Source organism: Acidovorax soli, from assembly GCF_014207955.1.
GTDB classification, from domain to species: Bacteria; Pseudomonadota; Gammaproteobacteria; order Burkholderiales; family Burkholderiaceae_C; genus Acidovorax; species Acidovorax soli_A.
Genome location: NZ_JACHLK010000002.1, coordinates 422,159 through 446,393 on the forward strand (window position 1 = coordinate 422,159; position 24,235 = coordinate 446,393).

19 protein-coding genes are annotated in these 24,235 nt (G+C 68.1%); 6 read left to right on the top strand and 13 right to left on the bottom strand.

Annotated features, from left to right (window positions below; translation table 11 throughout):
* Nucleotides 1-60 precede the first annotated feature (60 nt).
* Genes HNP48_RS06455 through scpA form a run of 9 tightly spaced genes read right to left on the bottom strand, consistent with a single transcriptional unit; the run spans nt 61 to nt 9,808 of the window.
* Nucleotides 61-372, bottom strand: coding sequence for a hypothetical protein (locus HNP48_RS06455; RefSeq protein ID WP_260420118.1), 312 nt, complete (start codon nt 370-372; stop codon nt 61-63).
* A gap of 50 nt (nt 373-422) precedes the next feature.
* Complete coding sequence (locus HNP48_RS06460) at nt 423-896, bottom strand: VOC family protein (RefSeq protein ID WP_184856053.1); 474 nt, start codon at nt 894-896, stop codon at nt 423-425.
* Nucleotides 897-927: 31 nt separating this feature from the next.
* The gene (locus HNP48_RS06465) at nt 928-1,758 is read right to left on the bottom strand and encodes a YdcF family protein (RefSeq protein WP_184856054.1); all 831 of its coding nucleotides are present in this window, start codon (nt 1,756-1,758) and stop codon (nt 928-930) included.
* A 19-nt stretch (nt 1,759-1,777) separates the two neighbouring features.
* Complete coding sequence (locus HNP48_RS06470) at nt 1,778-3,826, bottom strand: acetyl/propionyl/methylcrotonyl-CoA carboxylase subunit alpha (RefSeq protein ID WP_184856055.1); 2,049 nt, start codon at nt 3,824-3,826, stop codon at nt 1,778-1,780.
* Nucleotides 3,827-3,876: 50 nt separating this feature from the next.
* Nucleotides 3,877-4,497, bottom strand: coding sequence for a glutathione S-transferase family protein (locus tag HNP48_RS06475; RefSeq protein WP_184856057.1), 621 nt, complete (start codon nt 4,495-4,497; stop codon nt 3,877-3,879).
* Nucleotides 4,498-4,535: 38 nt separating this feature from the next.
* Nucleotides 4,536-6,068, bottom strand: coding sequence for an acyl-CoA carboxylase subunit beta (locus tag HNP48_RS06480; RefSeq protein WP_184856058.1), 1,533 nt, complete (start codon nt 6,066-6,068; stop codon nt 4,536-4,538).
* Nucleotides 6,069-6,102: 34 nt separating this feature from the next.
* A complete protein-coding gene (gene meaB / locus HNP48_RS06485; protein WP_184856060.1) occupies nt 6,103-7,152 on the bottom strand; it encodes a methylmalonyl Co-A mutase-associated GTPase MeaB in 1,050 nt (349 codons plus the stop codon).
* Nucleotides 7,149-7,616 (bottom strand): GNAT family N-acetyltransferase, encoded by a 468-nt coding sequence (locus HNP48_RS06490; protein WP_311773807.1) that lies wholly within the window; start codon nt 7,614-7,616, stop codon nt 7,149-7,151. Before HNP48_RS06490 ends, meaB begins: the two co-directional genes overlap by 4 nt.
* A 20-nt stretch (nt 7,617-7,636) precedes the next feature.
* The gene (gene scpA / locus HNP48_RS06495; protein WP_184856062.1) at nt 7,637-9,808 is read right to left on the bottom strand and encodes a methylmalonyl-CoA mutase; all 2,172 of its coding nucleotides are present in this window, start codon (nt 9,806-9,808) and stop codon (nt 7,637-7,639) included.
* A 119-nt stretch (nt 9,809-9,927) separates the two neighbouring features.
* Between scpA and HNP48_RS06500 the strand changes: the two genes are divergently transcribed.
* Nucleotides 9,928-10,563, top strand: coding sequence for a GntR family transcriptional regulator (locus HNP48_RS06500; protein WP_184856063.1), 636 nt, complete (start codon nt 9,928-9,930; stop codon nt 10,561-10,563).
* Nucleotides 10,564-10,572: 9 nt separating this feature from the next.
* On the opposite strand, the gene HNP48_RS06505 is transcribed toward HNP48_RS06500, so the two are convergent.
* The gene (locus HNP48_RS06505; protein ID WP_184856064.1) at nt 10,573-11,736 is read right to left on the bottom strand and encodes a diguanylate cyclase; all 1,164 of its coding nucleotides are present in this window, start codon (nt 11,734-11,736) and stop codon (nt 10,573-10,575) included.
* Between the two features lie 211 nt (nt 11,737-11,947).
* Between HNP48_RS06505 and HNP48_RS06510 the strand changes: the two genes are divergently transcribed.
* The gene (locus HNP48_RS06510; RefSeq protein ID WP_184856065.1) at nt 11,948-13,801 is read left to right on the top strand and encodes a long-chain fatty acid--CoA ligase; all 1,854 of its coding nucleotides are present in this window, start codon (nt 11,948-11,950) and stop codon (nt 13,799-13,801) included.
* A gap of 9 nt (nt 13,802-13,810) precedes the next feature.
* On the opposite strand, the gene HNP48_RS06515 is transcribed toward HNP48_RS06510, so the two are convergent.
* Nucleotides 13,811-15,085 (bottom strand): HD-GYP domain-containing protein, encoded by a 1,275-nt coding sequence (locus HNP48_RS06515; protein WP_184856066.1) that lies wholly within the window; start codon nt 15,083-15,085, stop codon nt 13,811-13,813.
* A gap of 139 nt (nt 15,086-15,224) precedes the next feature.
* Here HNP48_RS06515 and dusA point away from each other — a divergent pair, with 139 nt between their 5' ends.
* Complete coding sequence (gene dusA / locus HNP48_RS06520; RefSeq protein ID WP_184856067.1) at nt 15,225-16,265, top strand: tRNA dihydrouridine(20/20a) synthase DusA; 1,041 nt, start codon at nt 15,225-15,227, stop codon at nt 16,263-16,265.
* Here the strand turns inward: dusA and HNP48_RS06525 are convergent.
* Nucleotides 16,237-19,035, bottom strand: a complete 2,799-nt coding sequence (locus HNP48_RS06525) for an EAL domain-containing protein (RefSeq protein WP_184856068.1) — start codon at nt 19,033-19,035, stop codon at nt 16,237-16,239. The genes dusA and HNP48_RS06525 overlap by 29 nt on opposite strands.
* 185 nt (nt 19,036-19,220) lie before the next feature.
* Between HNP48_RS06525 and HNP48_RS06530 the strand changes: the two genes are divergently transcribed.
* From HNP48_RS06530 to HNP48_RS06540, 3 genes are all read left to right on the top strand, one after another.
* Entirely contained in the window at nt 19,221-20,288 is a 1,068-nt protein-coding gene (locus HNP48_RS06530) for a GTP pyrophosphokinase family protein (RefSeq protein ID WP_184856069.1), read from the top strand.
* Nucleotides 20,289-20,484: 196 nt separating this feature from the next.
* A complete protein-coding gene (locus HNP48_RS06535) occupies nt 20,485-21,993 on the top strand; it encodes a polyhydroxyalkanoate depolymerase (RefSeq protein WP_184856070.1) in 1,509 nt (502 codons plus the stop codon).
* Nucleotides 21,990-22,700 carry an RnfABCDGE type electron transport complex subunit B gene (locus tag HNP48_RS06540; protein WP_184856071.1) on the top strand — a complete coding sequence of 237 codons (711 nt, stop codon included), beginning with the start codon at nt 21,990-21,992 and terminating at the stop codon, nt 22,698-22,700. Before HNP48_RS06535 ends, HNP48_RS06540 begins: the two co-directional genes overlap by 4 nt.
* A 25-nt stretch (nt 22,701-22,725) precedes the next feature.
* Here the strand turns inward: HNP48_RS06540 and HNP48_RS06545 are convergent, their stop codons facing one another.
* On the bottom strand, nt 22,726-24,213 hold the full coding sequence (locus HNP48_RS06545; protein ID WP_184856072.1) for a methyl-accepting chemotaxis protein: 1,488 nt from the start codon (nt 24,211-24,213) through the stop codon (nt 22,726-22,728).
* Nucleotides 24,214-24,235 lie beyond the last annotated feature (22 nt).

Sequence of the window (24,235 nt, forward strand, 5' to 3'; positions counted from 1 at the left end):
GTATCCCCCATGGACTTACGGATCCATGACCCGCCAGGTCATGGACCGTGTGCCACGGGCTCAGTGCTGAAGCATGTCTTCCAGGGCCTGGCGGATGGCGCCGGGCTTGTCGGCCACGCCCTCGAAGGCGGCGCAATTCGGGGCACGCTGTACCTCGGGCACGCGTGCACCCACCCGCGAGAACAGGCGCTCGCAGTCGCAGCGCAGGCTGGCCAGGGTCTGGCGGGTGCGGCGGTTCTTCACCTCGGCCACCCAGCAGCTGTCGGCGCAGCCGCAGGAGCGGTATTCCAGGACCTCACCGGAGCGGCCCCAGTCCAGCGGGTAGGCACCACCTGCGGCCGACAGGGTGGGGCTGGCCAATGCAAGCAGCAAAGCTGCCGCTCCCCTGATTCGTTCCGCGAAGACCATCGCTTGCGGTGGGTTCAGCCCAGGGCCGCAATCACATCGGCCGGCGCCTGCACCAGTTCGATCAGCACGCCCTCGCCTGCAATCGGGAACTCGTCGTTGCTCTTGGGGTGCAAAAAGGTGATGTCGTAGCCCGCGGCGCCCTTGCGGATGCCGCCGGGCGCAAAGCGCACGCCTTTCGCGGTGAGCCACTCGACGGCACGGGGCAGGTCGTCGATCCACAGGCCGATGTGGTTGAGGGGCGTGGTGTGCACGGCGGGCTTCTTGTCAATGTCCAGGGGCTGCATGATGTCGACCTCGACCTTCCAGGCGCCCTGCCCCATGGCCAGGATGTCCTCGTCCACGTTCTCGCGCTCGCTCTGAAAGGTGCCTGTCTGCGTGAGGCCCAGCATGTCCACCCACAGGGTCTTCATGCGCGCCTTGTCGGTGCCGCCGATGGCGACCTGCTGGATGCCCAGGACTTTGAAGGGACGGGAGGCGGCGGTGTTCATGGCAGATCTTTCAAAAAACAAGGAAATGGTTTCAGACTTCGCCGAGCACCCAGCTGCTGGCGGTGGCGAAATACTCGCGCAGCCAGGCGTTGTAGCGCAGGTACAGCGGCGTGGGCGCGGCGGCCACCACGGATTGCGTGTAGCCGATCTTGCGCGCGATGCGCTGGGCGCGCACGGTGTGGTAGTCGCTGGTGACCACGGCCACAGGGCTGGCCAGGCCAAGCCCTTTGGCCTGCAGCAGCGGCAGGCTGTAGCGCAGGTTCAGCTCGGTGCTGGTGCTGCGCTCCTCTTGCAGGATGCGTTCGGCCGCCATGCCCTGGGCGCGCAGGTAGTCGCCCATGATGCGGCCTTCGCTCGCGGTCTCGCCAAAATCCACACCGCCCGACACCACCACCCAGGCGGCAGGATGGGTAGCGGCCAGTTCGCGCGCCTTGTCCAGCCGTGCCCGCAGCGCAGGCGATGGCTGGCCATTGGGCGTGCCGCTGCCCAGCACGATGATGGCTTTCAGGGGCAGATCGACCACCGCTGCATTGAACTGGCGCACCTGCCCCGCCAGCGCGTTCCAGAACAGGCCGACGCTGGCTACCCAGGCCAGCAGCAGCAGCCAGCCTGCGCGCCACAGGTGCCGGCCGGTGCGCGAGCGGTTGCGCCAGGATTGCAGAGGGTGCCAGCGCCAGGCCAGCAGGCACAAGGCGAGGCCCAGGGCACCAGGCACGGTGACGCCCATGGAGAACAGGCCCATGGACATCAGCACCAGGCCATCGGCCAGCAGCACGGCGCCCACCAACAGGCAGGCCAGGCGGGCCAGCGGCCAGCGCCTGCGGGGCGCGGCCGACGGCCACTCGTCCACCGTCACGAACACGGTTGCGTGCGCTCCGCGATCATTGGAATTCCAGGATCACCTGGTCCACGGCCAGCGATTCGCCCTTGCCGGCAACGATCTTGCCGACCACGCCATCCTGCGCGGCAAACAGGATGTTCTCCATCTTCATGGCCTCGATCACGGCCAGCTTCTCGCCGGCCTGCACCTTCTGGCCGGGCTGCACGGCCACGTCCACCAGCAGGCCGGGCATGGGCGAGAGCAAAAAGCGGCTCAGGTCCGGCGGGGCCTTGAAGGGCATGAGCTCATGCAGGCGCGCGCCCAGGGGCGAGAGCACCATGGCCTCGATCTGCGTGCCGTTGTGTGCGATGCGCAGGGCCAGCGGATTCTTGCCCGCGCCGCGCTCCACCTGGGCCGTGAACCCGAGGCCATTGCACTGGCCCTGCACGCGCACCTGGCCCAGCGTGGCCGAGCTGCTGATGCGGTAAGTGCGGTCCTGCACCGTCACGGCGCTGGAGCCGGACAGGTCCTCGAAGTCCGTCACCGACACGGCGTTGTGCACGTTCTGGCCGCCCGCGCCCAGCGTGACCACGACGAACTGCTCGCCCACCTTGACCTCGTGGCCCGCCAGTTGGCCGCTGATGCCCGAGGCGCGCGCGCGGTAGCGGCGGTTCATGTAGGCGGCCAGCGCCACCAGGAACAGCGGGTCCTCGTGCGGCACGTCTTCGGCAGCAAAGCCCTGGCTGTAGTTCTCGGCGATGAAGCCGGTGTTGAAGTCACCCGAGACGAACCTGGGGTGTGCCAGCAGCGCCGCCTGGAAGGGGATGTTGCTGCTGATGCCGCGGATCACGAAGCCATTGAGCGCGGCACGCATCTTGTGGATGGCGTCGTCGCGGTCGCTGCCGTGCACGATGAGCTTGGCGATCATCGAGTCGTAGTACATGGGGATCTCGCCGCCCTCGTACACGCCGGTGTCCACGCGCACGCCCAGCTTCTTGGCTGTGTCGGACTGGAACATGGTCTCTTCCGGCGGCTGAAAGCGCACCAGGCGCCCGGTGCTGGGCAGGAAGTTGCGGAACGGGTCTTCGGCGTTGATGCGGCACTCGATGGCCCAGCCGTCGCGCTTCACGTCGGCCTGGGTCAGCGGCAGGGCCTCGCCGGCGGCCACGCGGATCATCAGCTCCACCAGGTCCAGGCCGGTGATGCACTCGGTCACGGGGTGCTCGACCTGCAGGCGGGTGTTCATCTCCAGGAAGTAGAAGTCCTGGTCCTTGCCGACCACGAACTCCACCGTGCCGGCGCTCTGGTACTTGACGGCCTTGGCCAGGGCCACGGCCTGCTCGCCCATGGCCTTGCGCGTGGCGTCGCTGATGAAGGGCGACGGTGCCTCCTCGATCACCTTCTGGTGGCGGCGCTGGATGGAGCATTCGCGCTCGTTCAGGTAGATCACGTTGCCGTGGCTGTCGCCCAGCACCTGGATCTCGATGTGGCGCGGCTGCTGCACGAACTTCTCGATGAAGATGCGGTCGTCGCCGAAGCTGTTGCGTGCCTCGTTCTGGCAGCTGGCAAAGCCCTCGAAGGCCTCCTTGTCGTTGAAGGCCACGCGCAGGCCCTTGCCGCCGCCGCCGGCCGAGGCCTTGATCATCACCGGGTAGCCGATGCCCTTGGCGATCTCCACAGCCTGCTCGGGGCCGCTGATGGCGTCGTTGTAGCCAGGGATGGTATTGACCTTGGCTTCGTTGGCCAGCTTCTTGGAGGCGATCTTGTCGCCCATGGCCGCAATCGAATGCGCCTTGGGGCCGATGAAGGCGATGCCCTCGTCCTCGCAGCGCTGGGCGAAGGCCTCGTTCTCCGACAGGAAGCCGTAGCCCGGGTGGATGGCCTGCGCGCCGGTCTGCTTGGCAGCGGCGATGATGTTGTCGGCCAACAGGTAGCTTTCGCGGCTGGGCGCGGCGCCGATGCGCACGGCCTCGTCGGCCAGCTTCACGTGGCGCGCTTCCTTGTCGGCGTCGGAATACACGGCCACGGTGGCGATGCCCATCTTGCGCGCGGTGGCGATGACCCGGCAGGCGATCTCACCACGGTTGGCGATCAGGATTTTGGTGAACATTTCAAGGGCTCCGTTGTCTTGTCTTTGCTGGGGCTGTCTGGGGCGGGCCGCTACTGCAGGCCCAGTTCCTTGCGCATGGCCTGGTTGCGGGCGTTGGCACGCTGGTAGGCGGCTCGCGCGTCGAGCCGCTGTACATAGGCGGTGAAGGTGGGCGTGGGCTCGATCTGCTTGAAATCCATCATGAAGCGCAGCGTGCCGCCGAACACCACGTCGGCCATGGAAAAGGCGCTGCCCAGAACGAAGTCCCGGTCTGCAATGGCGCTTTCTGCCGAGGCGATCATGGTGTCGTAGCGCCCCCATCCGGCGGACATCTCCTTGACCTCCCAGCCCGCGCCCTTGGCCATCACGGCCGGCTCGATCACGCTGGGCGCGAACAGCGACCAGCGCAGGTAGGTGCCGCGCTGCGGGTCATCAAGGGCCGGGGCCAGGCGGCCGGGCGCGTAGCGGTCTGCCAGGTACAGGGCAATGGCGGCGGCTTCGGACACCACCAGCTCGCCGTCCACCAGCGTGGGCAGCTTGCCCATGGGGTTCCTGGTGACCAGGTCGGGCCCCTTCTGGGCGCCCTTCAGGATGTCGGTCACCACGAGGTCGTAGGCGACGCCCGCCTCCTCCAGCGCCCAGAGGGTGCCGGCCGCGCGGGAGTACGGGTGGTAGTAGAGTTGGATGGGCATGTGGGTGCTCCTTGTCTATCGGCCGCTCGCCTGCTGCCTCACAGCGGAATGTTGCCGTGCTTGCGCCAGGGGTTATCGAGCTTCTTGTCGCGCAGCATGACCAGGCTGCGGCAGATGCGCTTGCGCGTCTCGTGCGGCAGGATCACGTCGTCGATGAAGCCGCGTGCGCTGGCCACGAAGGGGTTGGCAAAGCGCTCCTTGTACTCGGCTTCGCGGGCGGCGAGCTTGACGGGGTCGTTCTTGTCCTCGCGGAAGATGATCTCCACCGCACCCTTGGCGCCCATCACGGCGATCTCGGCGTTGGGCCAGGCCAGGTTCACGTCGCCGCGCAGGTGCTTGGAGCTCATCACGTCGTAGGCGCCGCCGTAGGCCTTGCGCGTAATGACGGTGATCTTGGGCACGGTGCACTCGGCATACGCGTACAGCAGCTTGGCGCCGTGCTTGATGATGCCGCCGTATTCCTGGCTGGTGCCGGGCATGAAGCCGGGCACGTCGACGAAGGTGACCACGGGGATGTTGAAGGCATCGCAAAAGCGCACGAAGCGCGCGGCCTTGATGGAACTCTTGATATCGAGGCAGCCGGCCAGCACCAGCGGCTGGTTGGCGACGATGCCCACGGTCTGGCCTTCCATGCGCGCCAGGCCGATCACGATGTTCTTGGCGTAGTCGGGCTGCAGCTCGAAGAAGTCGCCGTCGTCCACCACCTTGGTGATCAGCTCCTTCATGTCGTAGGGCTTGTTCGGGTTCTCGGGCACCAGCGTGTCCAAGCTCAAGTCCATGCGGTCGGCCGGGTCGTTGCTGGGGCGCACGGGCGCCTTTTCGCGGTTGTTCAGCGGCAGGTAGTTGTACAGGCGGCGCAGCATCATCAGCGCCTCCACGTCGTTCTCGAAGGCCATGTCGGCCACGCCGCTGCGCGTGGTGTGGGTGCTGGCGCCGCCCAGTTCCTCGGCCGTGACCTCCTCGTGCGTCACGGTCTTGACCACCTCGGGGCCGGTCACGAACATGTAGCTCGAATCCTTGACCATGAAGATGAAGTCCGTCATGGCCGGCGAGTACACGGCGCCGCCCGCGCAGGGGCCCATGATCATGCTGATCTGCGGAATCACGCCGCTGGCCATCACGTTCTTCTGGAACACGTCGGCATAGCCGCCCAGCGAGGCCACGCCCTCCTGGATGCGCGCGCCGCCCGAGTCGTTGATGCCGATCACGGGGGCGCCGACCTTCATGGCCTGGTCCATCACCTTGCAGATCTTCTCGGCATGGGTTTCGCTCAATGCGCCGCCGAAGACGGTGAAGTCCTGGCTGAAGACGAACACCAGGCGGCCATTGATCATGCCGTAGCCGGTGACCACGCCGTCGCCGGGGATCTTGTTGGCCTCCATGCCGAAGTCGGTGCAGCGGTGCTCGACGAACATGTCCCACTCTTCGAAGGTGTTGTCGTCGAGCAGCAGCTCGATGCGCTCGCGCGCGGTGAGCTTGCCCTTGGCGTGCTGCGCATCGATGCGCTTTTGCCCGCCGCCCAGGCGCGCCAGGGCGCGCTTCTTCTCCAGTTGCTCCAGGATGTCTTGCATGGTGTCGCTCTTTCGGTGAAATGGGTGTCGTTGTCTAGAGAGAATGGTTCGTGCCTTGCGCGGCCAGCAGGCTGCGTGCCGCCGTGGAGGCCGCCACGCGCCCGGCAGCCACATCGGCCTGCAGCGTGGGCAGCAGGCCGCGCACGGCCGGGTGCTGGCGGAAGGCCTGCTTGAGCCCTGCGTCGATGCGCTCCCACATCCAGGCCAGCGACTGCTTTTCGCGGCGCAGGGCCAGGCGGCCGTTGTCGGTCTGCTGGGTGCGGAACTGGGTGACGGCGTCCCAGAAGCCGTCCACGCCCTCGCCCAGCAGCGCACTGATCTGCACCACGCGCGGCTGCCAGAGCGCTCCGTGCGTGGCATGGTCGGGGTTGCCGTGCATGCCCAAGAGGCGCAGGCTCGATGTGATCTGCGCCTGGGCGCGCGTGGCGGCGTTCTTGTCGATGTCGGCCTTGTTGATGGCCACCAGGTCGGCGATCTCCATCACGCCCTTCTTGATGGCCTGCAGGTCATCGCCCGCATTGGGTAGCTGCAGCAGCACGAACATGTCGGTCATGCCGGCCACGGCGATCTCGCTCTGGCCCACACCCACGGTCTCGACCACCACCACGTCGTAGCCGGCGGCCTCGCAGACCAGCATGGCCTCGCGCGTCTTCTCGGCCACGCCGCCCAGGGTGCCGCCCGAGGGGCTGGGGCGGATATAGGCCTCCTCGCGCATGGACAGCTGCTCCATGCGCGTCTTGTCGCCCAGGATGGAGCCGCCCGAGACCGTGCTCGACGGGTCGACCGTGAGCACCGCCACGCGGTGGCCCTTGGCAATCAGGAACAGGCCCAGCGCCTCGATGAAGGTGGACTTGCCCACACCGGGCACGCCACTGATGCCCAGGCGAAAGGCTTGGCCCGTGTGCGGCAGCAGCGCCGTGAGCAGGGCATCGCCCTGGGCGCGGTGGTCGGCCCGGGTGGATTCGAGCAAGGTGATGGCCTTGGCCATGGCGCGGCGCTGCACGGGCTGGCTGCCGTGCAGGATGCCGTCGAACCACTGGTGGGCCGGGCCGTGCAGTTCGGTCAGGGGCTGGGGGGCGTTCATGCGGGTGCGCCCTCCCCGGCCCGCCACTCGTAGTGCACGTCCACGTCTTCCTCGCCGGTCTGCACGAAGCCGTGGCGCTGGTAGAAGCGGTTGGCATCGCTCAGCTGCAGGGCGGTGAGGCGCAGCACGGCGCCTTCGCGGCGCGCACGTTCCTGGACATCAGCCAGCACCGCAGCGCCAATGCCGCTGCCCTGCCAGTCGGGGTGTAGGTACAGGTGCTGCAGGCGCAGCACCCCTGGGCCCTCGGGCTGAACCGTGACAAAGCCCATGCGCCGGCCGTCGGCCGACACCAGGTGCTGCATGTACTGGGGTACAAACGCTGCACGCAGGCGCTCGCGCGAGCGCTCGGGCGTGTAGCGGCCCACGCGCTCCAGGCTTTCGCGCATGGCGGCGGTGCGCAGCGCCAGCATGGGCTCGAAGTCTTCTTCGGCCACGGGCTGCAGGGTGAACAGGGGCGCAGTCAAGGCAGCACCTCCCAGGCTGTTCATGCCGCGATGGCCTTGCGGATCTGTTCGAGCACGTCCTTGGCGCTGGCCGGGATGGGCGTGCCCGGGCCGTAGACGCCCTTGACGCCGGCCTCGTACAGGAAGTCGTAGTCCTGCACGGGGATCACCCCGCCCACGAAGACGATGATGTCGTCCGCGCCCTGGTCCTTGAGCGACTGGATGATGGCCGGCACCAGGGTCTTGTGGCCGGCGGCCAGGGTGCTCACGCCCACGGCGTGCACGTCGTTCTCGATGGCCTGGCGCGCGCATTCCTCGGGCGTCTGGAACAGCGGGCCCATGTCCACGTCGAAGCCCAGGTCGGCAAAGGCCGTGGCCACCACCTTGGCGCCGCGGTCGTGCCCGTCCTGGCCAAGCTTGGCGATCATCACGCGCGGGCGGCGGCCTTCGGCCTCGGCGAAGTCGCTGATCTCGGTCTTGAGCTTGTCCCAGCCCTCGGCCGAGTCGTAGGCGGCAGCGTACACACCGGTCACCTTTTGTGTGTCGGCACGGTGGCGTCCGTAGACCTTTTCGAGCGCGTCGGACACCTCGCCCACCGTGGCGCGCAGGCGCACGGCCTTGATGGCCAGGTCCAGCAGGTTGCCCTCGCCGGATTCGGCGGCCTGGGTGAGCGCATCGAGGGCTGCCTGCACCTGGGCCGCATCGCGCTTGGCGCGGATGTCCTTGAGGCGTGCGATCTGGCCATCGCGCACCTTGACGTTGTCGATCTGCAGGATGTCGACCGGGTCTTCCTTGGCCAGCTTGTACTTGTTGACGCCCACGATCACGTCCTTGCCGCTGTCGATGCGCGCCTGCTTCTCGGCGGCCGCGGCTTCGATCTTGAGCTTGGCCCAACCGCTGTCCACGGCCTGGGTCATGCCGCCCATGGCCTCCACCTCCTCGATGATGGCCCAGGCGGCGTCCACCATGTCCTGGGTGAGCTTTTCCATCATGTAGCTGCCGGCCCAGGGGTCGACCACGTTGGTGATGTGGGTCTCTTCCTGGATGATGAGCTGCGTGTTGCGCGCGATGCGGGCCGAGAACTCGGTGGGCAGCGCGATGGCTTCGTCGAGCGCGTTGGTGTGCAGGCTCTGCGTGCCGCCGAAGACGGCCGCCATGGCCTCGATGGTGGTGCGCACGATGTTGTTGTAGGGGTCTTGCTCGGTCAGGCTCCAGCCGCTGGTCTGGCAGTGGGTGCGCAGCATCAGGCTCTTGGGGTTCTTGGCGCCGGTCTCCTTCATGATGCGGCACCACAAGAGGCGCGCGGCGCGCATCTTGGCGACTTCGAGGTAGAAGTTCATGCCAATGGCCCAGAAGAAGGACAGGCGGCCCGCGAAATCGTCCACGTCCAGGCCCGAGGCCATGGCCGTCTTCACGTATTCCTTGCCATCGGCCAGGGTGAAGGCCAGCTCCAGCGCCTGGTTGGCTCCCGCCTCCTGCATGTGGTAGCCGGAGATGGAGATGGAGTTGAACTTCGGCATGTTGCGTGCCGTGTAGCCGATGATGTCGCCGATGATGCGCATGCTCGGCTTGGGCGGGTAGATGTAGGTGTTGCGCACCATGAACTCTTTCAGAATGTCGTTCTGAATGGTTCCGCTCAGCTGCGCCTGCGACACGCCCTGCTCTTCCGCCGCCACCACGTAGCCGGCCAGCACCGGCAGCACCGCGCCGTTCATGGTCATGGAGACCGAGACCTTGTCCAGCGGGATCTGGTCGAACAGGATCTTCATGTCCTCCACCGAGTCGATGGCTACGCCGGCCTTGCCCACGTCGCCGGTCACGCGTGGGTGGTCGCTGTCGTAGCCGCGGTGGGTGGCCAGATCGAACGCCACGCTCACGCCCTGCCCGCCCGCGGCCAGCGCCTTGCGGTAGAAGGCGTTGGACTCTTCGGCGGTGGAAAAGCCCGCGTACTGGCGGATGGTCCAGGGCCGCACCGCGTACATGGTGGCCTGGGGGCCGCGCAGGTAGGGCTCGAAGCCGGGCAGCGTGTCGGCGTACTTCAGGCCGGCGGTGTCGGCCGCCGTGTACAGCGGCTTGACGGTGATGCCGTCGGGCGTGACCCAGTTCAGCGCATTGACATCGCCCCCTGGTGCCGACTTGGCAGCGGCTTTCGCCCAGGCCTCCAGCGAGGCGGCAGCGAATTCAGAGGGGCTGTTGGGGGGCGTGGCACTCATGGCGAAACGGTCTCCGAGGATGGCGGTATCGTATTCAGGGGCAAATCCCGATGTGGTGCCAAGTTTACATCATTCATAATTATTGATTCAAAATATTCTCACGGTTTACAATCCAGCCCATGTCCGCACTGACCCTGACGCCCCGCGCCCTGTACGAAGAAGTCGCTGAGCAATTGCGCCAGCGTATCTTCCGCCGCGAGCTGGAGCCCGGCAGCTGGATCGACGAACTCAAGATCGCCGAGGAATTCGGCATCAGCCGCACGCCCCTGCGCGAGGCGCTCAAGGTGCTGGCCGCCGAGGGCCTGGTCACGATGAAGGTGCGCCGTGGCGCCTATGTGACGGAGATGTCGGAAAAAGACCTGCGCGACGTGTACCACCTGCTCAGCCTGCTGGAGAGCGATGCCGCGGCCGTGGTCGCAGCCACCGCTTCCCCCACCCAACTGCGCGAATTGGAAGCCCTGCACGCCGAGCTGGAAGGTGCCGCTGGCGAGCGCGAGCGCTTTTTTGCAATCAACGAGCGCTTTCACATGCGCCTTCTGGAGATGGCCGACAACCGCTGGCGCAGCCAGATGGTGGCCGACCTGCGCAAGGTGATGAAGCTCAATCGCCACAACTCGCTGCTCAAGCAGGGCCGCATCGAGGACTCGCTGGCCGAGCATCGCGCCGTGATGGCCGCGCTGGCACGGCGCGATGGCGCGGGCACGGCCCAGGCCATGCAGGCCCACTTCGCCCAGGGGCTGGAAGCGGCGACCTGAGGGCCGCCGTCAACCGCCTGCGAGTTCCACTCGGTTACGCCCGCTGCGCTTGGCGGCATACAGCGCCTCGTCGGCGCGGCGCAGCAACTGGTCCAGCGTGGTGTCACCGTCGGCCTGCAGGGCGACGCCGGCCGAGATGGTGATGGTCAGCGAGGCCCCGTCGGCCGTGAACGGCGTGCCCGCCACCGCCAGGCGCAGGCGCTCGCCCGCCGCCTGGGCATCGCCATGCTGCCCCAGGTCCAGCAGCACGACGAATTCTTCCCCGCCATGGCGCGCCACGAAGTCCAGGCCGCGTGCCGTGGCCTGCAGTTGCCGGGCCACGTGCTGCAAGGCCTTGTCGCCCACCTCGTGCCCGTGGCCGTCGTTGATGGCCTTGAAGTGGTCCACATCGACCAGCGCCAATGCCAAATGGGCACCACCCCGGCGCGCCGTGGCAAAGCGGCTCTCGCCTTCGGCCAGCAGGGTGCGGCGGTTGGCCAGGCCCGTCAGGTAGTCGGTGGCGGCGGCCAGCTCCCACTGGCGGCCGATGCGCTGCGAGCACATGAACAGAAAGGCCGTGGTGCCCACCACCGGCAGCAAAGCCGTGACGAGCGGGCTGGCGGTGTTGATCCAGGCGCCCTCGCCCGTGATGTCGAACGATGGCCCCACCTTGCGCACCAGGAAATAGCCCGCGCGGAACAGCACGAACAGGCCTACCAGGAAGAACAGGCCCGCCAGCGCCTTGCGGCTGCGCGCCCGCTCCCCCGTGCCGCCGCGCACGAGCTGCAGGGTGCCGGCCATCAGCACGAAGGCCACTACGCCGGACAACAGCAGGATGCGGCTGGGCGTATCGGGCTGCACGCCCGCGAACCAGAGCACGCCGCCAATGCCCGCCAGCGCCGGCAGCCACATCCACCAGCGGTCCGGCGCACCGTCGAACTGGCGCAGGGCGCGCCAGTAGCCGGTGCAGCCCAGCATCACCATGCCATTGGCCATGGGCGAGACCAGGCCCAGCGGCAGCTCGTACTGCACGGCGTAGAGCACGGCACTGCCGGCCAGCAGCAAGGTGGCGATGCGCCAGGTTTCGGCGCAGGGTTGCAGGGAGACCGGCAGGTCCTTGTGCATCAGGCCCAGCACCCCGCCATTGGCCAGCATCATCAGTGTCGCGACGATGAAGATGGTGATGGGATCCATGGAGCGGTGCAGCGCAGGCAGAAAAAGCGGTGTGGAACTGCCGGGATTGTGGCCGAGCGGGGCCTGCTGCCCCGAAAACTCTGGGCCGCAAGAAACAAAGAAGCACAGCTTGTGCCTCCAGGATAGGTATGATCGCGCGGGTTTTCCCCAGGTTGGTACCCGATGGTACCGCCCTGGCTCTGTGCATGCCGCCCAGGCCCCGAACGACCCGATGACTTCCTCCTTTTCCGACATCGGCAGCGTCCAGACGCTGCCCCAGCTTCTTTCCTGGCGCGCCACCCAGACGCCCGACGCGCCCGCCTTCCGTGCCTTCGAGGCCAAGGGCCAGGCCTGGACGACCTGGACCTGGGCCGAGACGGCTGCCCGCGTCGCGCAGTGGTCGCGCGCCCTGGTGGCCTTGCAGCTGCCGGCCGGTGCCCGCGTGGCCATTTTGCTGCCCAACGGCCTCGATGCCATGTGCGCCGACCAGTCCACGCTGGCCAGCAACTGCGTGCCCGTGCCGCTGCACGCCATCGACAACCCGGGCAGCATCGCCTACATCCTCTCGGACTGCGAAGCCTCCATGCTCATCGTGGGCAGCGCCCAGCAGTGGGAGAAGATCCGCGCCGCAGGCTCGGAATTCCCGGCGCTGCGGGCGGTGATCGTGACCGACCCGGAGCCCTCGTTCACGCCCACCCCGCCCTCCGCCCACGCCCCCGCCGTGGGCTCGCTCGCGCAATGGCTCGAGGGTGCCGCCCAGGCGGTGGAACTGGCGCCCCCCAACCCGCCCGGCCCTGACGACCTGGCCGCCATCGTCTACACCTCGGGCACCACGGGCAAGCCCAAGGGCGTGATGCTCACGCACCGCAACGTGGTGAGCGATGTGAAGGCCGTGCTCGAACGCATCGCGCCCACGGTGGACGATGTGTTCCTGTCCTTTTTGCCGCTGTCGCACACCTTCGAGCGCACGGGCGGCTACTACCTGCCGATCGCGGCCGGCAGCTGTGTGGCCTATGCGCGCTCGGTGGCGCAACTGGCCGAGGACATGCAGACCATCCGCCCCACGGTGCTGGTCTCGGTGCCGCGCATCTACGAGCGCATCCACGCCAAGCTGCTCGAAAAACTCTCGCCCTCGCCCTGGAAGATGCAGCTCTACGAGGCGGCGCAGTCCAAGGGCTGGCAGAATTTCTGCGCCGCGCAGGGCCTGCCCGTACCCCAGGCCGACCCGGCCGGGGGCTGGATGAACGCCCTGCCCTGGCCCCTGCTGCGTGCCCTGGTGGCCCAGCCGCTGCTGGCCCAGTTCGGTGGCCGCGTGCGCGTGGCCGTGAGCGGCGGTGCGCCGCTGTCACCAACCATTGCCAAGTGCTTCCTCGGCCTGGGGCTGCCGCTGGTGCAGGGCTACGGCATGACCGAAACCGCGCCCGTGGTGTCGGTCAACTCCTTGCAGGACAACGACCCGGCCTGCGTGGGCCGGGCCCTGCCGGGCGTGGAGGTGCGCATCGGCGAAAACCGCGAACTGCAGGTGCGCGGCCCCATCGTCATGAAAGGCTACTGGAAGCGCCCCGAGGACACGGCGCGCATTCTCGCGCCCGATGGCTGGCTGGGCACGGGCGACCAGGCCGACATCGTGGATGGGCGCATCTTCATCCGCGGCCGCATCAAGGAGATCATCGTCACCTCCACGGGCGAAAAGGTGCCGCCGGGCGACCTGGAACTGGCCCTGCTGGCCGATCCGCTGCTGGAACAGGCCTTTGTGCTGGGCGAGAACCGCCCCTTCATCGCCGCCGTGGCCGTGCTGCGTGCCGACGAGTGGCAGCGCCTGGCCGGCGACCTGGGCCTGGCCGCGCAGGACCCCGAGAGCCTGAACCACCCGGCCGTGCACCGCGCCGTGCTGGCGCGCATCGAAAAGAGCACGGTCAGCTTCGCGCGCTACGCCGTACCGCGCGCCGTGCACCTGACCCTGGCGCCCTGGACCATCGAGAACGGCTTCATGACGCCCACGCTCAAGCTCAAGCGCGCACCGCTCATGGCCCACTTTGCCCAGGCCATCGAGGGCCTGTACCAGCAAAAGCCCGGGGCGCGCTGAACCCGGCCTTCAGTCTTCGACCGAGAAGAAGTACGACAGGCGCTGCTGGGGATTGAGCCAGTCGAGCACCTCGCGTGGCAGCGTGGACGGGCGGATCGCCTCGGCCACGCGGATGTCGGGCTCGGTGTGCAGCTCCACCAGGGGGGCCTCGTCCTTGGGGATTTCGGGCGTGTAGACCAGCACCTGGGGCCGCAGCGACTCGGGCCCCGGCGCCACCACCAGCGCCAGCGCCCCATCGGTGAGCTGCACCACCGTGCCGGGCGGGTACACGCCCAGCAGCTTGATGAGCGAGCTGAGCAGCGCCGGGTCGTGCTGGCCCGATTCGTTCCTGAACATGTGCGCCAGGGCCTCGGCCGGCATCAGCGGCTCCACGTCACGGGCCTCGGGCGAGCACAGGTTGTCGTAGCGGTTCACCATGGCCAGGATCAGGGCCAGGCGGTGGGTCTCGCGCTGGCCGCGTGGCCAGCCCGAGCCGTCGGCCGCCTCATGGTGGCTGGCGATGCAGGCCAGCGCCTCCTTGCTGAAGGCGCCCGAGTCCGAAGCCAGCTGGGTGCTGTACATCACGTGCTGGCGCACGAATTCCTCCTCGTGGCGCTTGCGCCGGGAGGTCTTGAACAGCTGCGGCGGCACCTTGGACTTGCCCACGTCGTGCGCCAGGGCCGCCATGGCCAGGTCGGCCAGCTCGCGTTCGGACAGGCCGGCCTTCTTGCCCACCAGCATGCACAGGGTGAGCACATTGAGCGCATGGAACTGCGGGCCCTGGTCCTTCTTGTCGCCCAGCAGGTGCAGCAGCACCTCCTGGCTCTGGGCAATGCGTGCCGCCGTCTCGCCCGACAGGTCGGCCAGGATGCGGCCTGCCGCCTTGGGCGAGCGCGTGAGGGTGAGCAGCGCCTCCCGGGTCTGGCGCGCGGCGTCTTCCCAGGCCCGGTCGGCCCGCGCGGCGGCATCCCGTTGGCGCTGGCGCTTGTCCTTCTTGGCCTGGTCGAGACGGCGCACCTCGGCGGCCAGGGCCGCCTGCGCATCGACCTGCTGGGGGACTGGTTCGGGGTCAGGGGCGCCTGCCGGCGCCAGGGGCAGCGGTTCGACCGTGCTGCGGTCCGGGTAGTAGTAAAGGTGGCCTTCCAGGCCGAGCGACTGGATCACCGCCACATCCTTGGCGGTGCGGACCATGAAACGGTTGGCGACAAAGGGGTGTTCGTCCCAGCGCATCTCCAGCCAGACGTACAGACCAACAACCAGTTGGGACGGGGCGATCGCAACGGCGACCCCGGGGTTCTTCCACATGCAGCGTATTCAAACAAAGAGTCCCTGCGCCAGTATGCCGCGCCAGGAACTGAGAAAATGTAGGCATGGGCGCACAGTTCGCGCGCCGTTCCCCCTATTTTCCCGGACTGGCGTGCATGCCGTGCATGCCCGTTCCCTCATGACAACGGTCCCGATCTTGGAAAACAGCCCCGCCCTTGCCTCCGCACAGCCTGCCGCGCACAGCCCCTGGCGCATGTCCGTTGCGCCCATGATGGACTGGACGGACCGCCACTGCCGCTATTTCCACCGCCTGCTCACGCGCCAGACCCTGCTCTACACCGAAATGGTGAACGCGGGCGCCATCATCCATGGCGGCACCGAGCGGCACCTGCGCTTCAATGCCGAGGAGCACCCGGTGGCCCTGCAACTGGGCGGCAACGAGCCCGAGCTGCTGGCGCAGGCTGCGCGGCTGGGTGCCCAATGGGGTTATGGCGAGATCAACCTGAACTGCGGCTGCCCGAGCGACCGGGTGCAGCGCGGTGCCTTCGGGGCCAGCCTGATGAAGGCGCCCCAGTTGGTGGCCGATGGCGTGAAGGCCATGAAGGACGTGGTGGACGTGCCCGTGACGGTCAAGCACCGCATCGGCATCGACAAGGTCGAAGACTACGGATTCGTGCGCGACTTCGTGGGCACGGTGGCCGATGCGGGTTGCACGGTGTTCATCGTGCATGCGCGCAATGCCTGGCTGCAGGGCCTGTCGCCCAAGGAGAACCGCGACATCCCGCCGCTGCGCTACGAGGTGGTGCACCGGCTCAAGGCCGAATTTCCCCATCTGACCATCGCCATCAACGGCGGCATCCAGGCCGACCAGGTGGTGCTGGAGCAGCTCGCGCACCTGGACGGAGTGATGATCGGCCGCGAGGCCTACCACAACCCCTGGTGGCTGGCCCGCTGGGACCAGGTCTACTATGGCGGCGCCCCCTGCCCGCTGACCCGCGAGGAGGTGGAATTGGCCATGGTGGAGTACATGGAGCGCGAGGCGGCCCAGTACGGCACGCCCTGGGCCCACATCGCACGCCACATGCTGGGCCTGCGCCACGGCCTGCGCGGCGCGCGCCTGTGGCGCCAGGTCTGGAGCAACCACCTGCTCAAGGACAGGCCTGCCCGCGAGGTCTACGCCCTGGCGCAGGCTACGACGTTGATTCCCGAGCCGGTCTGAGCATCCCGTCCAGCCAGCCGCCCAGCGGCTCGGGGCGGTAGAACAGGTAGCCCTGCAGGCAGTCGCACTGGCTGGCCGCCAGGAAGTCGGCCTGGGCCTGCGTCTCCACGCCCTCGGCCACCACGCGCAGGTTCAGGTGGCGCGCCACCGAGAGGATGGACTGCACGATGGCCGTGTCGCTGGGGTCATCGGGCGTGTCCTGCACGAAGCTCTTGTCGATCTTGAGCTCGTACAGCGGCAGGCGCTTGAGGTAGGCCAGGCTGGAGTAGCCGGTGCCGAAGTCGTCGATGGAAAAGCGCACGCCCAGGTGCACCAGCTCGGTCATGCGGGCGATGGTGTCGTCCAGGTTCTCGATGAGCAGGCTCTCGGTGACCTCCAGGACCAGGCAGGACGGTGTGGCCCCGGTCTGGGCCAGCACATTGCGCACGCGCTCGACGAAATCCTCCTGCCGGAACTGGCGCTGGCTCACATTCACCGAGATCGACAGCGGCTTGCCCTGCTTTTGCAGCTGCGCGATGGCGTCGCAGGCTTTCTCGATCATCCAGGCCCCCATGGGCAGGATCAGCCCCGAGGCCTCGGCAATCGGGATGAAGCGCGCCGGCGGCACGCTGCCGCGCACCGGATGGCTCCAGCGCATGAGCAGCTCTCCCCCGACCACGCTGCCCTGTGCGTCCACCTGGGGCTGGATGTAGGCGGCCAGCTGCCCTTCGGCCATGGCCTTCTTGAGGTCCTGCTCCAGCGCCAGGCGCTCCTGCACGTCGGCCTGCATGGCCGCCTCGTAGAAGCGGATGCGGTTGCGCCCCAGGTCCTTGGCGCGGTACATGGCGGTGTCGGCCTCGCGCAGCAGGTCTTCCACCCCCTCTGCGCGCTTGGGGAACAGCGTGATCCCCAGGCTGCCGGTGCTGCTGTAGAGGTGGGTGTCGATGGCATAGGGCAGCTCCAGTGCCTCGCGCACGCGCTCGGCCACGGCCAGGGCCTGCCGGCCGGCCGTGGCCATGTCGGTGGCAATGCCCTGCAGCAGCAGCACGAACTCGTCGCCCCCCAGGCGCGCCACGGTGTCGCCGGGGCGCAGCAGGCCCGTGAGGCGGCTGGCGACCTCGGCCAGCAGCTGGTCGCCCAGGGTATGGCCGCGTGCATCGTTGATCTGCTTGAAGTTGTCCAGGTCCACGAACAGCAGGGCTCCGATCTGGCCGTTGCGGCGCGCTGCGGCCAGGGCCAGGCCGAGCCGGTCGAGCAGCATGCGGCGGTTGGGCAGGCCGGTCAGGGCGTCGAAATAGGCCAACTGGTGCGTGCGCGCCTGGGCCTGCTGGCGCTCGGTGACGTCGCGGGCCAGGGCCACGAAGCGCGGCCCCTCGCCCGGGTGCGTGCTGTCCTTGCGCGCAATGGACAGCTCGTACCAGTGGGTCTGGCCATCGACCTCCAGGTGGTATTGGTGGCCCGCGGAATACCCGTTGGCCAGCGCGGCGCGCACGGCCTGCAGACAGCCGGCGGCCTCGCCGGGGGGCACGATGTCCTGCAGCCGCTGCCCCACGAACTGCGTGGGATCGAGGGCAGACTGCGGCATGTGCGCAGAGCGGCAGTGGTGGATGCGGCCTTCGGCATCGAGTTCGAACAGCAGGTCCGGGATGGCGCTGAGCGTGCTCTCCAGGTCATCGCGCGCGCCACGCAGCTGGGCCGTCATGCGGCGCGCCAGTGCCGCGGCGCGCTCGCGCCCGGTGGCCAGCACCCAGGCGAACCAACCCAGCAGCAGGCTGATGAAGACCCCCATCACGGCCACCAGGTGGTGGCCTTCGTCTTCGTGGCGCAGATCGAAGGCCGGCAGCGGTGCCATCCGCAGCGTCCAGGCGCGGCCGCCCACCTCCAGGCGCCGGCTGGTCTGCACGGCCCCCCGCGCCAGGGCCTGCGCCTGCAGCCCGGGTTCGCCATACAGCAGGGCCTCGGGCAAGGGCTCCTCGCCGTCGTAGATGGCCAGGGCGATATCGGGATCGAACTCGCGGGACAGGCCCTTGACCACATCGCCCACCCGGAACGGGGCCGCCACCCAGCCCCGGATGGCGCGGCGGCGGCCGGACAGGGTTTCGGCCTCCAGCAAGGTGGAGTACACCGGCAGGAACAGCCCCACCTCGCCCTGCGCCGGCGTGCCCGGCGGCAAGGGCCCCAGCAGGCCGGACAGTGCCAGCCGGCCGGTGTCGCGGGCCCGCTCCAGCGCCTCGCGCGCGGGCGGCAGCGTCAGCGCATCCAGGCCCAGGGCTTCGAGGTTGCGGCCTTCCAGGGGTTCGATGTGGGTGATGGGGGCGTACTGCGCGCGCTCACCCGGCGGGTGCACGGTGTAGCCGGAGAAGCCGCGCCCACGGATGTCCGCCAGATGGGCCGCCAGGCCGCTGCCCTGCACGAACATGACCAGCGAGATGCCCTGCAGGCCGGGCCGTGTCTGCTGCATCTGCAGCGCACCGACATAGGACTGGAACTCGCCCCGCTCGATGCGCTCGGACCCGTCCACATAGCCCTGCACGCCCCGCAGCATGACCTCGTAGGTGGACATGCGGTCGCGCAGGTTGTAGGCAATCTGCTCGGCCGCTGCATGGAAGTTGCGCAGGCGCTTGTCGAGCGACTCGTTGTGCGCCCGGTACCAGTACAGGCCGGTCACCCCGAGCATCATCAGGACCATCAGCGGTGGCAATACCAGCACCAGCCAGCGCTGGCTGGCGGATGCGTCGCGGAGCCTCTCGGGCTCGGTGGATGCGGGGACCGTGTCTTGTTCTGATGTCATCGCATGGGTCACACACTGCGTTCATTATCCGATTTCAGGCGCCCCTGCCAAGCGAGGTCACCCGGTGCGCGGCATTGGCTGACAGGGGGCGGCGCAGAATGCGGGTATCGTTCGCTCGCCCATTTTCCTTCCACATCCTGCCGCAGCCGCCGTCCGGCATCCCTCGCCCTTTTTGCACCCCCACCATGGCATCGCTTGATTTTGAACGGGAAGAGTCCCGGTTCCGTGCGTTCTACGCAGCCCGCAGGTCCGCGCTGGAAGACGCCTGCATGGCCTTTACGGCCGCCATCGCCGAGGTGGTGGACAGCGCCCGCAGCGTCGACGTCTCCAAGGTGGAGGGCCGGGTCAAGGATGTGGACGAATGCATCCGCAAGTTCGCACGCAAATACCGGCCCGGCCTGGAAGAAAGCAACACCCCCTACGAGATCCAGCACTGGATCACCGACCTGGTCGGGGTGCGCGTGGTCTGCCTCTATGAGGACGAGCTCGAGAAGGTGGCGCAGATCGTGCGCCAGCATTTCGCGGTGATCGACGTGACCGACAAGGCCTCGGCCGTGGAGAGCACCGAGGCCTCGTTCGGCTACAAGGGCCTGCACCTGGATCTGCGCCCTGGCCCGCGCGCACTGCCGGCGCTGGCTGCGCATGCCGAGCAGCCCTTCGAACTGCAGGTGCGCACCATCATCCAGGACTCCTGGAGCGTGCTGGACCACAAGATCAAGTACAAGAAATCCATCCCCGGCCAGCTCAAGCGGCGCATCAATGTGTTGTCGGCCCTGTTCGAACTGGCCGACCGGGAGTTTCGCCAGATCCGTGACGAAACGGCCACCGCCCTGCTGCAGGCCCCCGACGAGACAGCGGAGGCCGAGGCAGAGATGGACGACGGCAGCCTGGCGGCGCCCAAGCCCTCCTCCAGCCTGGGCAGCGAGCTCAATGCCTTCACCTTCCTCAAGATCGCCACGCATTTCTTCAAGGACTTCGAGTTCGACCCCTCCAAGGTGGACGGCTTCGTGGACGACATCCAGGCCTGGTCGCCCGGCATCACGCGTGCGCGCTTCAACACCCTGATGCGCGAGACCGTGGGCACGGTCAAGCGCTACAAGCAGCACTTCGAGGAACAGAACCCCCAGGGCAGCTTCAACCCCTATACGGTGGTCCGGCACTGCCTGTACCTCTCCAACCGCACCCAGTTCCGGCCCGCGCTGCGCAACGTGGCGCGCGAGGCCTTCGAATCCTGGCTGGCCGACAACGGCTGACCGGCGCCGCGCCGCGGGCAGGGTCTTGCTGAAAAAACCATAGCAGACTGGCTTTGCACAGCAAGCCATCTGAGGTCATTTGGCGGGAGATGGACAGCGCTGTCACCTGTGCGACTGGGTCTAGGTGGTTTTCCCGCATGCAGAGGTAACCAAGTGCTGCTATATTGCACTGCAACATAACGGAGTTTCGCCCCCCATGCTGTACCAGATCTACGAAACCCAGCGCTCCCTGATGGAGCCGCTCACCGACTTTGCGCAAGCCGCGGCCAAACTCTTCAGCAACCCTATGTCTCCCCTGAGCCAGACGGCGTTCGCCCAGCGCATGTCGGCGGGCTACGATCTGCTGTACCGCCTGGGCAAGGACTATGAAAAGCCGGTGTTCGACATCCACACCGTGGATGTGGACGGCGTGGGCGTGGCGGTGCACGAAAACATCGAACTGGACAAGCCCTTCTGCGAGCTGCGCCGCTTCAAGCGCTTTTCGGACGACACCGACACCCTGGTGCGCATCAAGGCCCAGCCCGTGGTGCTGGTGGTCGCGCCCCTGTCGGGCCACTATGCCACGCTGCTGCGCGACACGGTGCGCACCCTGCTCAAGGACCACAAGGTCTACATCACCGACTGGAAGAACGCGCGCCTGGTGCCCCTGGCCGACGGCGAGTTCCACCTGGACGACTATGTGAACTATGTGCAGGAGTTCATCCGCCACCTGCAGGCCACCTATGGCAATTGCCATGTGATCAGCGTCTGCCAGCCCACGGTGCCGGTGCTGGCCGCCGTGTCGCTGATGGCCAGCCGTGGCGAGAAGACGCCGCTGACCATGACCATGATGGGCGGCCCCATCGACGCACGCAAGTCCCCCACGGCGGTGAACAACCTGGCCACGAACCGCAGCTACGAGTGGTTCGAGAACAATGTGATCTACCGCGTGCCGGACAACTTCCCCGGCGCGGGCCGCCGCGTCTACCCGGGCTTCCTGCAGTACACCGGCTTCGTGGCCATGAACCCCGACCGCCACGCGTCCAGCCACTACGACTACTTCAAGGACCTGATCAAGGGCGACGACGCCAGCGCCGAAGCCCACCGCAAGTTCTACGACGAGTACAACGCCGTGCTCGACATGGACGCCGACTACTACCTGGAAACCATCGAGACCGTGTTCCAGGAGTACAAGCTGGTGCATGGCACCTGGGATGTGCGCTCGCCCGAAGGCAAGATCGAACGTGTGCGCCCGCAGGACATCACCACCACGGCCCTGTTCACCGTGGAAGGCGAGCTCGACGACATCTCCGGCTCGGGCCAGACCGAGGCCGCGCACGACCTGTGCACCGGCATCGTGCGCAAGGAGCAGCGCCACCTGGAGGCCAAGGGTGCCGGGCACTACGGCATCTTCAGCGGCCGGCGCTGGCGCGAGATCGTGTACCCCGAGGTGCGCAAGTTCATTCTGGAGCACGAGGTTCCGCAGAAGAAGGCCCCCCGCCCTGCGGTCGTGACCGAGATGCCCGACGACAACCCACCCGCGCCGCCCCGCACGGCGGCTGCGAAGAAGGCCCCGGCCAAGGCTGCCGCCAAGTCGGCTGCCAAGGCCCGGCCCGCCACGGGGGCTGCAGCAGCCCCTGAGCCCGAGGCGCCCGCGGCCAAGGCTGCGGTTACCGCCGCTGCGGCTGCGCGCACCCGCCGCACCACGTCGGCACGCAAGGCTTGAGCCCGCAGCCGCACGCCCAGCCCGCCACCCCTTCACCACCTGCAGGGCAGGCCGCGCATGCACTGGCGGCCCGCATCGACGCGGCCTTGCCGCAGACGCAGTGCACGCGCTGCGGCTACCCGGACTGCGCGGCCTATGCGCAGGCCATCGCGTTCGAGGGCGTGCCCATCAACCAGTGCCCACCCGGTGGCGCCGAAGGGGTGGCCCGGCTGGCGGCGCTGACCGGCCAGCCGGTGCGCCCGCTGAGTGCCGAGCATGGGCTGGAGGCACCGCGCACCCTGGCCGTGATCGACGAGAACTGGTGCATAGGCTGCACGCTGTGCATCAAGGTCTGCCCCACCGATGCCATCGTGGGCGCCAACAAGCGCATGCACACCGTGATCGAGCCGCACTGCACGGGCTGCGAGCTGTGCATTCCGGTTTGCCCGGTGGACTGCATCACCCTGGAGCCCGTGAGCGGCCAGGCCACGGGCTGGGCTGCCTGGGGCCCGGACCTGGCGGCCCACGCGCGGCAGCGCTATGCGGTCCACCAGGCCCGCACGGCCCTGGCGGCACCAGAGCCGCTGGACGAGGAGGAGGCCGCAGCGCCAGGCGATGCCACTGTGGCCCCCGCCAGCACTGCCGATACCGCGGCACAGGCCCGCAAGGCAGCCATCGCCGCGGCCATGGCGCGTGCCCGCGCGCAGCGCGCGGGAACCCTGCGCTGAGCGCAGCGCCGCCGCCTGGCGGGTGTCACTTGGCGGCCAGGGCCTTGTACACGCCGCAGCCCAGGTACAGGTCGCCCGCCCGCTCCACGAAGGACATCTTGGTCTGCACCGCACCGCTCGCAGGGTTGGTGATGTCGTACTCCACCCAGCCCGGGGCGACGTCGGCCTGGGCCACGATGTCCTCGATCAGGCGGTCGCCTGCAATGCCGGGAATGTCCTGCACCCGGGTGCCCACCTTGGCCGGGTTGCCGCCGAAGGCGCGGTAGGTGCCGCCCGTGTCCAGCACGAAGACGTACATGTCGCGGTCGTTGAAGGGCTGGCCCTTGTCGGTGATGCGCGCCAGGAACTGGTCGCGCGAGGTGCCCTTGTGCAGGGCCGCGGCGCGCTTGACCAGGGCCACCGCCTCGTCGGCCGTGCCCTGCTGCAGGCGAAACGCCGACACCGCGCGCGAAAGGGTGGAGGCGCGGCTCTCCAGCGCCTCGGCCTGGCCCACGGCCTGGCCCACCATCTGTGCATTGCGCTGGGTGATCTGGTCGAGTTGCTGCACGGCGCTGCTGATCTCGCGCAGGCCCGTGCTCTGCTCGGCGCTGGAGCTCGATATCTCGGACATGCTGGCCGCCACGCTGCGCATGCCGCCGGCCATCTCGGTGATGCCTTCGCCCGCGGTGCGGATCAGGCCGGCGCTCGATTCCACCTGCGTGACCGAATCGTTGATCAGCTCGCGGATCTCGCGCGCCGCATTGGCCGAGCGCTGGGCCAGCGTGCGCACCTCGGAGGCCACCACGGCAAAGCCGCGGCCCTGCTCGCCTGCGCGGGCGGCCTCCACCGCGGCGTTGAGTGCCAGGATGTTGGTCTGGAAAGCGATGGCGTCGATGGTGCCGATGATCTCTGTCATGCGGCGCGCTCCTTGCTGGATGGCCTGCACCGATTGCACGGCACGGCCCATGGCTTCGGCCCCCGTATCGGCGGCCTGGCGCATCTGGCCGGCGCGCTGGTCGGCGCCCTGGGCGGTCTGGGCGTTGTTCTGCACCGTGGATGACAGCTGCTCCACGCTGGCGGCGGTCTGCTCCAGGTTGGCGGCCTGCTGTTCGGTGCGGTCGGCGAGCTCGCGGTTGCCATGGGCCAGGCTCTGGCCGGCATGGGCCACCAGGGCGGCGTTGCTGCGGATGTCGGCCACCATGGACGACAGGCGCAACACCATGGCATCGAGCGACTGGGCCATGCGGGCCACCTCGTCGCTGCCGCCCGTTGCCGCCCGCACGCACAAATCGCCTTCGGTGATGCGCGCCATGGCGGCGGACAGGGCCGCCAGGTCGTCCACCAGGCTCAGGTACAGCGCCAGCAGCGCATACAGCACCACCAGGCCGCCCGCCAAGTCCACCCACCAAGGGGCGCCCAGCAAGGCAGCCGCAAGCGTGCAGGCGATGAGCACGGCCAGCGTGGCCAGCTTGCCGGGAAGGTGCAGCCGGCGCATCCACCACAGGCCGGGCCGCAGGGGAACAGATCCTGCCATGTTGTCTCCGATATCGTTGTGG

Coding starts and splice junctions, on each gene's coding strand:
- HNP48_RS06460 (WP_184856053.1), bottom strand. CDS start 896: ATGAACACCGCCGCCTCCCGTCCCTTCAAAGTCCTGGGCATCCAGCAG.
- HNP48_RS06470 (WP_184856055.1), bottom strand. CDS start 3,826: ATGTTCACCAAAATCCTGATCGCCAACCGTGGTGAGATCGCCTGCCGG.
- HNP48_RS06475 (WP_184856057.1), bottom strand. CDS start 4,497: ATGCCCATCCAACTCTACTACCACCCGTACTCCCGCGCGGCCGGCACC.
- HNP48_RS06480 (WP_184856058.1), bottom strand. CDS start 6,068: ATGCAAGACATCCTGGAGCAACTGGAGAAGAAGCGCGCCCTGGCGCGC.
- meaB (WP_184856060.1), bottom strand. CDS start 7,152: ATGAACGCCCCCCAGCCCCTGACCGAACTGCACGGCCCGGCCCACCAG.
- scpA (WP_184856062.1), bottom strand. CDS start 9,808: ATGAGTGCCACGCCCCCCAACAGCCCCTCTGAATTCGCTGCCGCCTCG.
- HNP48_RS06500 (WP_184856063.1), top strand. CDS start 9,928: ATGTCCGCACTGACCCTGACGCCCCGCGCCCTGTACGAAGAAGTCGCT.
- HNP48_RS06505 (WP_184856064.1), bottom strand. CDS start 11,736: ATGGATCCCATCACCATCTTCATCGTCGCGACACTGATGATGCTGGCC.
- HNP48_RS06510 (WP_184856065.1), top strand. CDS start 11,948: ATGACTTCCTCCTTTTCCGACATCGGCAGCGTCCAGACGCTGCCCCAG.
- HNP48_RS06515 (WP_184856066.1), bottom strand. CDS start 15,085: ATGTGGAAGAACCCCGGGGTCGCCGTTGCGATCGCCCCGTCCCAACTG.
- dusA (WP_184856067.1), top strand. CDS start 15,225: ATGACAACGGTCCCGATCTTGGAAAACAGCCCCGCCCTTGCCTCCGCA.
- HNP48_RS06525 (WP_184856068.1), bottom strand. CDS start 19,035: ATGACATCAGAACAAGACACGGTCCCCGCATCCACCGAGCCCGAGAGG.
- HNP48_RS06530 (WP_184856069.1), top strand. CDS start 19,221: ATGGCATCGCTTGATTTTGAACGGGAAGAGTCCCGGTTCCGTGCGTTC.
- HNP48_RS06535 (WP_184856070.1), top strand. CDS start 20,485: ATGCTGTACCAGATCTACGAAACCCAGCGCTCCCTGATGGAGCCGCTC.
- HNP48_RS06545 (WP_184856072.1), bottom strand. CDS start 24,213: ATGGCAGGATCTGTTCCCCTGCGGCCCGGCCTGTGGTGGATGCGCCGG.